Source organism: Clostridium sp. (assembly GCF_050717535.1).
Classification (GTDB): Bacteria; Bacillota; Clostridia; order Clostridiales; family Clostridiaceae; genus Clostridium_AD.
Genome location: NZ_JBOITM010000073.1, coordinates 61,852 through 73,482 on the forward strand (window position 1 = coordinate 61,852; position 11,631 = coordinate 73,482).

The window sequence follows — 11,631 nt, forward strand, 5'->3', positions numbered from 1 at the left end:
CTCCTCGATTTATTCTAGCTCAACTTCAGCTTTTAACTTAGCTTCTAATTTAGCTTTATCATAATCATCAGCAATCCGCATTAAATACTTACCATATTCTATTTTCATTAGTGGTTTTGCCAATTTTAGAAGTTGCTGTTTATTTATAAACCCCTTTCTAAAAGCTATTTCTTCTATACAAGCCACATATAGTCCTTGCCTGGTTTGAATAGCTTCAACAAAGTTAGCTGCGTCCAGGAGTCCTCTGTGAGTTCCTGTGTCAAGCCAAGCCATTCCTCTTCCAAAAAGCTCAACTTTTAAATTACCTCGCCTTAAGTATTCATTATTAACTGCTGTTATTTCTATTTCTCCTCTATCAGAAGGTTTAATGCTTTTCGCAATCTCTACTACATCGTTATCATAGAAATATAAGCCAGGCACTGCATAATTTGATTTTGGTTTCAGTGGTTTTTCCTCTATAGATAATACGTTATTATTATCATCAAATTCAACAACACCAAACTCCGTTGGATTGCTTACATGATATCCAAAAATAGTAGATCCTTCTTCTCTGTCCACTGCTCTTTTTAATCTTTCACTAAAGCCATAACCGTAGAAAATATTATCACCTAAAACTAAGGCTACTTTATCACTGCCTATAAACTCTTCTCCTATAATAAAAGCATCTGCAAGTCCTCTTGGAATTTCTTGAACCGTATATTGCAATTTAAGTCCTATATCACTTCCATCACCTAATAACTCTTCAAAAGTAACTATATCTCTAGGCGTTGAAATAATTAATATTTCTTTTATACCTGCAAGCATTAATACTGATAATGGATAATATATCATCGGCTTATCGTATATTGGTAATATTTGCTTTGATACTGCTTTGGTTACTGGATATAGCCTAGTGCCGGAACCACCCGCTAAAATAATACCTTTCATATTTTGCCTCCCTAGAAATTTTTATATAAAATCACAATTTCGTTAAATTTTCATCCATTGTTTGGACGTACAATTATATTTTTTAATAACCCTGGCAGGCATTCCAAAAGCTATGCAGTTACTAGGAACATCCCTATTAACCACTGAATTTGCTCCAATAATACAACCATCGCCAATATTAACTCCTAATAATATGCAAACATTTTCTCCTATCCATACATCATTGCCTATTGATACAGATTTAGTATTAAGTGGTCTCTTGTCTGGTGCCTTTTCATTCTCTTGTATAAAATCATACGCATCTTTTATAGCTTGTCTAAACTTTTCCTCCTCTATAATAAGATGATCTGAAGGTAATACCACCATGGTAGAATCACTGTAAAACTTTTCTATATAAAAAGCTGAAAGTGCTATACATGGCGCAGTATTTTTACCTACTGGCTCAACTATAATATTTCTAACTGGCAACTGCGGTAACTGCTGCTTTACTAAGTCCATGTAATCTAATGATGTTACTACAAAAATTCTTTCCTCAGGAATTATATCTTTGATTCTATTAATAGTCATCTGTATCATTGTTTCCTCACCTAAAAGTTTTACAAACTGTTTAGGTTTTTCATCAGTTGAAAGAGGCCAAAATCTAGTCCCCTTACCTCCTTTCCTGCTATTTCTCCTGGAATAATATATAGTCCATCTATTCCTATTCTAATTCCCAACCACTTCACATCCTATTTTTTTATATTTATATATTATTATATATTATTATATATTATTATATATTTATATATTAATAAACTATCTAAGATAATTATTATTTCTTCCATTTATAATTGTTTGTACCCAGTTATGCAAACTATATTTTTCATAAACATCATCATTAATAGATACATACTTGTTATTAATAAATTCTTCTATTTCACCTAAATCATTCTCATCCATTACAAATATATTATTTTCATTATAAAAATCGTATTTCACAATATTTATATTGGTAGTAACCATCTTTCTTCTAGCGCCCAATGTCTCAATAGTTCTCATGGTCAAATTTACTCATATTCCTTCACCTCTTAGCCTGAATCAGCATTCCAGTTTCTTTCATTTCATCTATTGAATGTTCAAAAAAAACATCTGATTTTTCTAAGCCACTTTCACTATTTTGTAACTTCACCCATGTTGTAAACTCTTCCATACCTTTTTCAAAAGTATATTCGGGTTTAAATTCACATAACTCTTTAGCTCTACTTATCCTCTCCATATACAGATCGTGATGAAGAAAGAATTATTTTCTTGATAGGCAACTTATTTTTTAATATAACCTCAAGTAAATTTGCTCCGAAAAACTATCCAGAACAACGATCTCATACTTTCCTTTTTTATATAAGTTATCAACCACAGAATTTCCTATAAACCCTGCTCCTCCAGTTATTAAAACTTTACTCATCTTTTATTGTCTCCCCATACAGCTAATGAATCATATTCTCTATCATCAAATGCGCCATATTGTAATTTTATTTTTTTATCGTCTTTCGCAAGCAGCTCTATAGCCTGCCTTAAACTATTCTTAGCTATACCACATAATGAAGAAGGATTAGTGGGTGAATTTTCATCAATAGGTCCTTCCCAATATCCAATCTCATGCATTTTACCCATAACTGATAAATGCGTAAGTCCTCCACTAATCATATTTTTCAGAAATATATAATGATCATACCTTTTTCATATATCATTACTCCCTCTATACCATTTTAAATAACATATTTTAGCTTTCCCTTAATTTATGCTGAATAATCTTTAGACCTACGCGTTTTGAGTCCATCATCATTTATTCCCTCTGCTTTTATAACTTTAAATACTGTTCTAAATAAAATTTTTACATCAAGTGCCAATGATTTATTATTTAAATAATAAACGTCATGCACTGTTTTTTTAAGCTCATATTGATTGTATAAAGCAAGTCTTGGTCCAACAAAAGTCATATCCCCTTTAAGTATATTAATTGATTGGGGAAGTTCGTCTAGACTAGATTTTCTTAAGAATTTTCCAATTAAAGTTACATAACTTTTTGAACTATCAAGTTTATCAGTGGATACATCAGGAGTTCCAATTTTCATTGTTCTAAACTTATAGAATTTAAACAATTCATTATTTCTACCTATTCTCATCTGAGTAAAAAATACTGGTCCTTTTGAAGTTAACTTTATCATTATTCCCACAATCAAAAATAATGGTAATAGTACCACTAAAATAAGCAAACTAATTGTACTGTCTAATAATTTATCCATAACAACCTTTTGTTTTTCAAATTACTGGCTTATTATGCAACAATTCATTTAACTCTTTATTTCATAATAAGTTTAGTCAAACTTATTGTTAGCTCAGTAATATAATGGCATGTTTTAGAACCCACGCGAAAAAAAACAGTAGTTATAAACTCCTGATTTTTTATGTATTATATTAAATTATTAATAGCCAAATAATGTACATTAGATTCGCTTAAATAATATTGGTTTCCTATCACTATTATTATATAATATGATTATATATATACTGAATATAGAAGGGATTGATTAAATGAAATTAGCACTAGCCCAATTTGATATTGCTTGGGAAGATAAATCCACCAACAAAGAAACTGCAATACAATTCATAAAACAAGCAGCTGATGAAAATGTAGATATAATACTTTTCCCTGAAATGGCTTTAACAGGTTTTTCTATGAATACTTCTTTTATAGGAGAAACCAACAATGAAACAATAGAATTTTTTAAGAAAATCAGTAGTCAATTTAATATCTTAATAGGCTTTGGATATGTAGACGGCACCGCTAATAGTAAAAATAAATACTCTGTAGTGTCGCCTTGTGGAGATGAACTTGTAAATTACACTAAAATCCATCCTTTTTCCTTTGGAGGAGAAACTGAATTTTACCAAAGTGGAAGCCAAATAAACACATTTAATGCTTTTGGTTTTACTATAGCCCCTTTAATCTGTTACGATTTACGCTTTCCCGAAATCTTTCAGGTAGCTTCAAAAACTGCTCACCTAATTACCCTTGCAGCTAACTGGCCAATAGAACGTCGCCAGCATTGGATTACCTTACTACAAGCAAGAGCTATAGAAAATCAATGTTATATAGCAGGTATAAACCGAGTTGGTGAAGGAAATGGATTAACCTACAGCGGCGACTCCATGATCATAGATCCACTTGGGAATATAATAAGTAGCTTATATATGGATGATGGCTTAATTATAGCTGATATATCTGTGGAAAACGTAACTCAGATTAGAGAAAATTTTAACCTTAAAGAAGATAGAAAAGAAGGGCTGTATTGTACTATGTATTCCGATAATATTTATCCTCCTGTTGACTCATCAACTTATTGAAAAGTTCCTCACATTCTAGTAAACTCATCCCCACTGAAATATGTGCTCCTTCTTCAGCAAGTTTTTTATACGCACCCACTACGGTAAGTTGGGACTCATATGTTTCTATACTCATTATTACTAAATCACCATACCCATTTTTAGTAATAAAAATGGGTTCTTTACTTTTATGGCACATTTCAGATATTTCATTTGTATTTCTCAAATCTGTTATTGGTCTTATTAGTGGCATTCGAAATCACCTCTTTTATTTTTTTATAAATATGTACATTATTATGTCATAATTATTTACAAAATATACAGGATCTTTTTTTACCGATAGCACTATAAGTAGGCATACTATCCTTTGTATACAAAGAAAATGTTATGATGCAGCCTCTTTATATGGTAAATCTACAACCTCGCCCATACCCGTTATTTCTTCAGTCCAGGATTTAAATATCTTTGTTGCTGAACCAGAAAGACCGAGTCCTTGCGCTGCCACACCTATTCTTCCACCATCAAGAGTTTTCATTGCTATATTCACAGCCAGTTCTTGTTCTTTTGATAAATTAAAATTAATTTATTTTTTATTTAATCTAAATTTTCAGAGAAAAAATTCTCTCAGATTAGAAAGATCTTCAGGCTAAATGGGGGTATAAAAGAAGTGCTGTATTGTAATAAGTATTTCGATATTATTTATGACAAAAATTGAAAAGAATTTCTTCAAAAAATTAATAATAATAGTAAATTTAGATTATTTTATTAGTGAATAAGTTAATAATATTATATATTTTCAGATAATTTGTTTTCAGACAATTAAAAATTTATCCACAATTTAAGCAAAGTTATCCACATAAAGAGGATAACTTTGTTTAAATATACATGTAATATGCCATAGAGTGCTAGTATGACCATTTCTTATAAGAATTTATTCTCTTTATCAGAATAGTTATACACAGGCAAGAAATAAGTCTAAATATAATTCTACTGTGAAAGCTTCTTTTTCATCATGAACAATTCACGTTCATTATTGAATTCTTTCATACCAATATACTCGATTTTTTCACTTACAACTTCAACCTCATTTGATACATGATTTATATCATTTTTAATTTCTTTAACATCTTTTGAAGTGTCCTTTATAGCCAATTCTATAACTTCAATTTTTTCGTCAAAGTTTTTCACTATATTATTATGAACCTTTTCATCTTGCTCCATATGAGACTTTTGTACTTCTGCCATAGTTTCAACTTTAATTGTCAAATGCTCTAGTAAAATAGTATTTTTATCTAATCTATTATCTATAACATCTAATCTATTATCTATAACATCTAATCTATTGTCGATAGCCACTAATTTAGTGTCCAATCTATTCTCTAAATCTCCTAATTTACTATCTAACATTTTGCTAAACATTTCCATGGTTTCTTTGTCCATACTATTACCACCTTTCTATTGTATCTTGTGTATCTTTCAATGCAATATTATATTTATTATACCCTCAAAAGGCAATAATTTCAAAGCTTAAATTATGGAACTTACAATAGTTTATAAATATATGTAAAGAATATAAACAATTCAGCTATCAGTATTAAAGGTATTCCTATAACAAACTTTTTATGCTTAGTTTTATGCCTAAATAAGCGCATGCCCATAAATATACCCAATGCCCCAAAAGCAAAAGCTATAGTAAATATGGTGCTTTCTGGCGTTCTCCATTTTCCCTTTTGTGATTTTTTCTTATCTGAATACATAACGAAAATTCCGTATAAGTTTATAGCTATAATATAATACAATAAAAATTTCATGTGTTTTCCTCCAATTTATTTCTAGTAAACACAGCCTACCGGCTAAAACACTTTAGGGCTCGATTACTTAAATTCTATTCAGAATTTCTTATTTTAATTTTTTTCAGCATGATACATAGTAAACACAGCCTACCGGCTAAAACACTTTAGGGCTCGATTGCTTAGATCCTATTCGAAATTTCTTATTTTTATCTTTTCAGTATGATACATAGTAAACACAGCCTACCGGCTAAAACACTTTAAGACTCGATTACTTTAATCCTATTCGGAATTTCTTATTTTAATTTTTTTCAGCATGATACATAGTAAACACAGCCTACCGGCTAAAACACTTTAGGGTTCGATTACTTGGATCCTATTCGAATTTCTTGTTTTTATCGTAAACTTCACTTTTAAAAGTGCACAGGCTAACTCGCCACGTAATTGTATAAAATTTCTCTGGAGTTAATTGTAATAAGAAGCGCAGAAACTGTTGAAGTTTGATTTAGAAATTCTTGCTTTGCTAAAATAAATTTATCGTAAGCCTGCCAGGACGGCAGGCTAGCGAACCCGAGCCAGAACGGCGAGTGTGAGCGTTAGAAAAATTTATTTTCGCAAAGCATTAGAATTTCTTAATCAAATTTCCAGTTTCAAGCTCGTTTGCAATTAACGCAGGAGAAATGGTATACTTTTACGTATACTCGAGTTTAACCTTGCTCCCTCCTTGACCTTGTTCTGCTGGAGTAACTATTAGTTTTATTGGCACCCTATTCTTAAGTTCCTCCACGTGACTTATTATTCCCACAGACAAAGTACTAGAATGAAGCTTTTCAAGTGAATTCATTACTATTTCTAATAGATCTGTATCTAAAGTTCCAAACCCTTCATCTAAGAAGAAGAACTCTAGTGGAGCACTGCCTTTTAATTGAATTTGTGAGGATAGTGCTAGTGCTAGACATAATGAGGTTAAGAAGGTTTCTCCACCCGATAGGGTGTTAGTTTCACGTCTAGTACCTCCATTAAAATCATCCCTCATTACAAATGCTCCATCAGAGTCAAGCTCCAAGGCATAACGTCCTCTTGTTATTTCCTTTAAGCGCTTTGAAGCTTCCAAGGATATATATTTTAGCTGCTTCATGGCGACATATTCCACAAATTTATTCCCTTGAATTAAGTTATCAAGTTCTTTTAAAAGGCCCAGCATATGTTCTATTTCGCCTTTCTTTTTTATAAGTGCTGCGAATTCTAGAAGTTTCCTTTCCATTTCCTCTAGGGCTCTACTTTCAGCACCTACAGCCTTATTTTTCTCTTCTAAAACAGTTTGAAGTACTTGTATTTTTCCTTTTAGTTCTTCAAAGAAAACTGGATCTATTTCTTTACCATTCAGAAGTTTTTCTACTCTTTGCAAATTATCTAAAATTCTACCCACTTTTGTTTCATAGTCTTTTATTTCTTTTTCTAATAATATAAGCGCATCTTTTGTAATTAAGTATAAGGATACTATCTCTATACTTTGGAAGGAGTTCTCACTAAGAGATAATTTTAATTTTTCCTCCGCTGTAGCTAAAACTTTTAAAAGCATTACGTTTTCCTTATCACTACTTGTCTTTTGGGTTTGTAGGTTTTGCATTTCTATATTTTCTCTATCTAAAACTGCTTTTAAATTTGATTCTTTAAGGGTTATGTCTTTAATTTCATTTCTTACCTTTTCTATTTCTATTTTAGGGGTTAGGTCCTCTGAAGGCTTGAATCCACATAATTCCTCAATTTGTTTAGCCAAGCGATCTATTTCCGCTCTTTTTTCCTTGCCACTGGTTTCTATTTCTGTTTTTGAGGTAGTGAGGTCCTTTAAAATTTTGTCTACTTCAGCCCTTTGTTTTTCTAGCGCTGTCAATGCTAATCTAAGCTTCCTAGAACTAGCAGTTAATTTTATAACTTGATTATCTGTGGCTTTAAGTTGCTGTATTTTTTCACTTATTGATACAATCGTTGCACTTTGTTTTTGTTTAGTGGATGCCCCTGCCCTAGATAAATTCTCTTGTTTTTGCAAATCTTCTTTTAAAAGCATGTCTTTTGCTACTATTTCCTTTAGCTTTTCTGTGGTAATGCACAGCTCTGCCTCTATTGCTACTGCTGCTTCATTTTCTTTTTTCAGACCTTCTTGGAGAATAGCTTCTGACCTGTCTAACTTACCTTTCTCTTCACGTAACACAATTAAGGCTGCATCTAGCTGATTTTTTTCCTTGTTATAATCTTCTAAGGTTTTTCTAAACTCAAGTAAGGATGCTTCACTTATGCTTTTTTGCTGCTGCAAATCATCAATGTTTAGGTCACCTAGTTTTTCAGAAACCTCTACCAAACTATTATTTATATACTCCACATCTCTTAAAAGTTCTGCATTTTTAATTTGCTCTGCTTGAAGCTCTTTAACTAGTTTTTCTAAAGTTAATTCCTGTGTTTGCTTTGATTTTTTCTTGTCATCTAGGTCAATGTTTACTGCTACCTCTGCTAAATGAGTATGATGAAGAGATCCACATACTGGGCATAGTTCTCCTTCTTTTAAATTAGAAGCTAAAACTGCTGCCATGCCTCCTAACTCTATTTCTTTTATTTCACTCTCTATAATTTTAATCTGAGCTTTTGCGTTTTCTATAGCTTTTGACCTATTTTTTAAATTCTCACTTACTTTTGCACTTTCTAAACTTTTAATATTGTATTTTTTTTCAAGCTCAGCCTTTAATTTATTGTTTTCTACAGCTTTCTCTAGCTTATCTCTAAGTGTGCTAAAGGCATTTTGCTTTTCTAACAACAAATTATTATCTCCCGGGAAATTATCTGCTAAGGCTTTACTTTTTTCTTCTAAAACCACTAATTTATTCCCACTAACCTGCTGTAGTAACAGAGCCTTACTATATCTTTCCGAAGTTAGATTAACAGCCTTTAGGCAACCCTCTTGTTTATTTTTAAAAGCTTCTACATTTTTCGTAGTGGCGGAAACTTCTAGCTCACTATTGTAGGCATACTGAAGTTTCTCTCTATATTCTGGAAGTATCTCTATTTCATTTAGATTATCTTCTGTTATTTTTAAATTGTTTTCCGCCTCTGTTTTACTTATTCCTATCAAGTTATAATTAATTGTTTTTTCATTTATATTTATCAAAAATTGTTTATGTCGGTCTAAAAGCTTCTGCCTTTCAGTCCCTAAATAGTTTACTTTTTCTTGAATAGCTGTAGCTTGCTTAAGGCTTACTTCCTTTTCAATTAAAATAGGAAGTCTGCTATTTTTATTGTTTATGGCAACCTCATAAGAGGCTTTAGTTATATTTAGCCTATTACCTAGATCTAAAAGTGCAGTGTTTAATTTTTCAAGAGTGACTTTGTTTATAGCTAAGCTATCTTTAGTTTCCATCACATTGTCAATAAAGGGTTTTACATTTAATGCTGCGCTTCCCTTGGTGAATTTTTCACTTTTGTTTTTAATATCTACTTCCTGAAGCTTTAACTCTTGTGCTGTTTTAACATACTGATTTTTTTCTTGTTGAAGCTCGAAAAGTGTTTTATACTCCTGATATTGTTTATCTAAAGTGTTTTTTTCAGTTCTAAGAGCTTTTTCTTCATTTTTCAAACTGGCTAAAGATAATTTTATCTCCTTATGAGATTCTTCACTTACATTTTCGTAACCTTTCATCTCTCCATCTAGCTCATTTCTGGCTTTTAGGTTTTCAGTTTTGATTACTCTTATTTTTTCGTAGAGCTTTGTACCGTATTTCTCTAGGGCAAAGATTCGCTCTAACATATTTCTTCTATCTTTTCCTGAAAGCTTTAAAAATTCATTAAATTTACCTTGAGGTAGTACTACGGACCTTGTAAAATCCTCGACTTTCAGTCCTATAATATCTATGATTTTTTCTTCTAAATCCCTTGGTCCTTCTGCTAGCACCTGGTTATTTTCAGAGTTTTCTTTGTCTATTTCTATAAGCCTTGCATAGGCAGTTTTAAAATATCCATTTTTCAGCCTCTTTATGCATCTTTCTGCTCTATAAAGCTTTCGAGTTTTCCCTAGTCCTATTTCAAAGTCGTAGCTTATTTCTACCACATTAGTCTCTGTGTTTACAAACTCCTTGGTGTCTCTGGATACTTTCCCATAAAGAGCTATGGTTATTCCATCTAAAATGGTGGATTTCCCACTAGCTGTAGGACCGAAAATACCGAAAAGTCCTTTTTCTGTAAGCTTTGAAAATTCTATAGTTTGCTCTTCTACAAAGGAGTTTAAGCCCTTTATTTTAAGATTAACTGGTTTCATTTAACGAATCCTCCTCGTCGTATGCTATGGTTAAGAATAAATCCATTAACTCTTTGGAAGGCTCTAGTCCTGCTTTTTCTTTTATAAAATATTCTTTAAACATTTCCTCCATGGATTTTTCCCTTAGGCTCTCCACTAAGTCTTCTTCCTGATCAAGGCCTTCTAATATAGGCTGTATGGAAACTATGTCACGCCTTAACCTTTTCATTTCCTTTATATTCTCTGTGCTTATTATTTCTTTTGTCTTTATTTCAAGGTATACCCAAATATTTCTCTCGCCCTCTGCTTCACATTTTTGCAGGGCCTCTTCTACGCTACTACATTTCCATACTTCTATAGGCTTGTAGTTTCTAAACATGATTTGGGATATTTCAGCATCACTTCCCGCCTGAACATTTACCAAAAAAGCACCCTTACTATGGTTTATTTCACTTTTGCTATATTGAATCGGAGAGCCGGAATATCTTATCTTTCCTGAGGTTCCTGGAACTTTTTGCGGTCTATGAAGATGTCCTAAGGCAGAATACTGCGCCTTTTCTGGAAAAATAGCTGGTGAGACTGAAAGACTCCCCCCCAGTTGTATACTTCTTTCTGATCCACTTTCCTCTCCACCCATAACGTAGAGATGAGATACTGCTAAGTTTATGGTATCATCTCTATATTTAGCAGATAATTTTTCAAAAAGTTGCCCTATTCTATCAGAATAGCTCTTTTGTCTGTCCTCATCATCTAAGCTTTCGGAAAGTACTTCATTTAGCCTTTTTTCACTTGGATAAGGCAGTGTTATAATAACTGCTCTTTCCCCTCTAATACTAAGCTCTATATAGCCTTCTCCGCTTTCTACTATTTCAAATTCATATTTATTATCTAAGTCTTCTTCTCCAAAGCTACCTTGCCTTGCTATACTTTTTGGTTCACCTAGAAGTATTACTCCATGCTTATAAGCAAGGGGACTAGCTGCTACTAACCGCTCTGGATTATCATGATTACCTGCAATGACTAGCACTGCAGTTTTGCCACTTTTAGTTATATTCTTAAGGGTTTTATAAAACATTGATTCTGCCTTTGCCGGAGGATTCCCATTGTCATAAATATCTCCAGCTATAATAACTAAATCTATATCATTTTTTTCCACTATTTCTTCAAATTCGTCTAGAAATTCTTCCTGTTCTTCTAGCCTACTGTATTGCTCTAAGGTTTTTCCCAGATGCCAATCGGAGGTGTGAAGTATTCTCATAAATGCCACTC

At 32.2% G+C, this 11,631-nt stretch carries 14 protein-coding genes and 1 pseudogene; 1 reads left to right on the forward strand and 14 read right to left on the reverse strand.

The genetic code is table 11. The features are described from left to right. Positions 1-9: 9 nt before the first annotated feature. The 8 genes and pseudogenes from rfbA to ACREVU_RS13470 all read right to left on the reverse strand — a co-directional run bounded on the left by rfbA (position 10) and on the right by ACREVU_RS13470 (position 3,209). Complete coding sequence (rfbA, locus tag ACREVU_RS13435) at positions 10-927, reverse strand: glucose-1-phosphate thymidylyltransferase RfbA (RefSeq protein WP_431552111.1); 918 nt, start codon at positions 925-927, stop codon at positions 10-12. A 42-nt stretch (positions 928-969) separates the two neighbouring features. After that, complete coding sequence (locus tag ACREVU_RS13440; RefSeq protein WP_431552144.1) at positions 970-1,215, reverse strand: DapH/DapD/GlmU-related protein; 246 nt, start codon at positions 1,213-1,215, stop codon at positions 970-972. Further along, positions 1,195-1,614: pseudogene (locus ACREVU_RS13445) on the reverse strand (sugar phosphate nucleotidyltransferase); the annotation flags it as partial. The gene ACREVU_RS13440 and the pseudogene ACREVU_RS13445, both read right to left, overlap by 21 nt. A gap of 108 nt (positions 1,615-1,722) precedes the next feature. Then, the gene (locus ACREVU_RS13450) at positions 1,723-1,965 is read right to left on the reverse strand and encodes a WaaS/CpsH family glycosyltransferase (protein WP_431552112.1); all 243 of its coding nucleotides are present in this window, start codon (positions 1,963-1,965) and stop codon (positions 1,723-1,725) included. 22 nt (positions 1,966-1,987) lie between these two features. Then, on the reverse strand, positions 1,988-2,182 hold the full coding sequence (locus ACREVU_RS13455) for a hypothetical protein (RefSeq protein WP_431552113.1): 195 nt from the start codon (positions 2,180-2,182) through the stop codon (positions 1,988-1,990). Between the two features lie 51 nt (positions 2,183-2,233). Next, positions 2,234-2,368, reverse strand: a complete 135-nt coding sequence (locus tag ACREVU_RS13460; protein WP_431552114.1) for an NAD-dependent epimerase/dehydratase family protein — start codon at positions 2,366-2,368, stop codon at positions 2,234-2,236. Continuing rightward, on the reverse strand, positions 2,365-2,610 hold the full coding sequence (locus ACREVU_RS13465) for a hypothetical protein (protein ID WP_431552115.1): 246 nt from the start codon (positions 2,608-2,610) through the stop codon (positions 2,365-2,367). The genes ACREVU_RS13460 and ACREVU_RS13465 overlap by 4 nt, the downstream gene beginning before the upstream one ends. Before the next feature lie 92 nt (positions 2,611-2,702). Further along, complete coding sequence (locus ACREVU_RS13470) at positions 2,703-3,209, reverse strand: sugar transferase (protein WP_431552116.1); 507 nt, start codon at positions 3,207-3,209, stop codon at positions 2,703-2,705. Between the two features lie 289 nt (positions 3,210-3,498). On the opposite strand from ACREVU_RS13470, the gene ACREVU_RS13475 reads away from it, so the two are divergent. Continuing rightward, positions 3,499-4,311: a nitrilase-related carbon-nitrogen hydrolase gene (locus ACREVU_RS13475; RefSeq protein ID WP_431552117.1), complete on the forward strand. Its 813-nt coding sequence runs from the start codon at positions 3,499-3,501 to the stop codon at positions 4,309-4,311. On the opposite strand, the gene ACREVU_RS13480 is transcribed toward ACREVU_RS13475, so the two are convergent. The 6 genes from ACREVU_RS13480 to ACREVU_RS13505 all read right to left on the reverse strand — a co-directional run bounded on the left by ACREVU_RS13480 (position 4,262) and on the right by ACREVU_RS13505 (position 11,620). Then, positions 4,262-4,543 (reverse strand): type II toxin-antitoxin system Phd/YefM family antitoxin, encoded by a 282-nt coding sequence (locus tag ACREVU_RS13480; protein WP_431552118.1) that lies wholly within the window; start codon positions 4,541-4,543, stop codon positions 4,262-4,264. The genes ACREVU_RS13475 and ACREVU_RS13480 overlap by 50 nt on opposite strands. Before the next feature lie 132 nt (positions 4,544-4,675). Beyond that, on the reverse strand, positions 4,676-4,825 hold the full coding sequence (locus tag ACREVU_RS13485; protein ID WP_431552119.1) for a hypothetical protein: 150 nt from the start codon (positions 4,823-4,825) through the stop codon (positions 4,676-4,678). Positions 4,826-5,277: 452 nt separating this feature from the next. After that, positions 5,278-5,730 carry a hypothetical protein gene (locus tag ACREVU_RS13490; protein ID WP_431552120.1) on the reverse strand — a complete coding sequence of 151 codons (453 nt, stop codon included), beginning with the start codon at positions 5,728-5,730 and terminating at the stop codon, positions 5,278-5,280. Positions 5,731-5,831: 101 nt separating this feature from the next. Beyond that, entirely contained in the window at positions 5,832-6,101 is a 270-nt protein-coding gene (locus ACREVU_RS13495; protein ID WP_431552121.1) for a DUF1294 domain-containing protein, read from the reverse strand. Positions 6,102-6,771: 670 nt separating this feature from the next. Continuing rightward, positions 6,772-10,383: an AAA family ATPase gene (locus tag ACREVU_RS13500; protein WP_431552122.1), complete on the reverse strand. Its 3,612-nt coding sequence runs from the start codon at positions 10,381-10,383 to the stop codon at positions 6,772-6,774. Further along, positions 10,370-11,620 carry an exonuclease SbcCD subunit D gene (locus ACREVU_RS13505; RefSeq protein ID WP_431552123.1) on the reverse strand — a complete coding sequence of 417 codons (1,251 nt, stop codon included), beginning with the start codon at positions 11,618-11,620 and terminating at the stop codon, positions 10,370-10,372. Before ACREVU_RS13505 ends, ACREVU_RS13500 begins: the two co-directional genes overlap by 14 nt. Positions 11,621-11,631 lie beyond the last annotated feature (11 nt).

Excerpts from the sequence above, each read along its gene's own strand:
- ACREVU_RS13470 (WP_431552116.1), bottom strand. The coding sequence starts at position 3,209 with ATGGATAAATTATTAGACAGTACAATTAGTTTGCTTATTTTAGTGGTA.
- ACREVU_RS13495 (WP_431552121.1), bottom strand. The coding sequence starts at position 6,101 with ATGAAATTTTTATTGTATTATATTATAGCTATAAACTTATACGGAATT.
- ACREVU_RS13465 (WP_431552115.1), bottom strand. The coding sequence starts at position 2,610 with ATGATTAGTGGAGGACTTACGCATTTATCAGTTATGGGTAAAATGCAT.
- ACREVU_RS13485 (WP_431552119.1), bottom strand. The coding sequence starts at position 4,825 with ATGAAAACTCTTGATGGTGGAAGAATAGGTGTGGCAGCGCAAGGACTC.
- ACREVU_RS13500 (WP_431552122.1), bottom strand. The coding sequence starts at position 10,383 with ATGAAACCAGTTAATCTTAAAATAAAGGGCTTAAACTCCTTTGTAGAA.
- ACREVU_RS13480 (WP_431552118.1), bottom strand. The coding sequence starts at position 4,543 with ATGCCACTAATAAGACCAATAACAGATTTGAGAAATACAAATGAAATA.
- ACREVU_RS13505 (WP_431552123.1), bottom strand. The coding sequence starts at position 11,620 with ATGAGAATACTTCACACCTCCGATTGGCATCTGGGAAAAACCTTAGAG.
- ACREVU_RS13460 (WP_431552114.1), bottom strand. The coding sequence starts at position 2,368 with ATGAGTAAAGTTTTAATAACTGGAGGAGCAGGGTTTATAGGAAATTCT.
- ACREVU_RS13450 (WP_431552112.1), bottom strand. The coding sequence starts at position 1,965 with ATGAGAACTATTGAGACATTGGGCGCTAGAAGAAAGATGGTTACTACC.
- rfbA (WP_431552111.1), bottom strand. The coding sequence starts at position 927 with ATGAAAGGTATTATTTTAGCGGGTGGTTCCGGCACTAGGCTATATCCA.
- ACREVU_RS13490 (WP_431552120.1), bottom strand. The coding sequence starts at position 5,730 with ATGGACAAAGAAACCATGGAAATGTTTAGCAAAATGTTAGATAGTAAA.
- ACREVU_RS13455 (WP_431552113.1), bottom strand. The coding sequence starts at position 2,182 with ATGGAGAGGATAAGTAGAGCTAAAGAGTTATGTGAATTTAAACCCGAA.
- ACREVU_RS13475 (WP_431552117.1), top strand. The coding sequence starts at position 3,499 with ATGAAATTAGCACTAGCCCAATTTGATATTGCTTGGGAAGATAAATCC.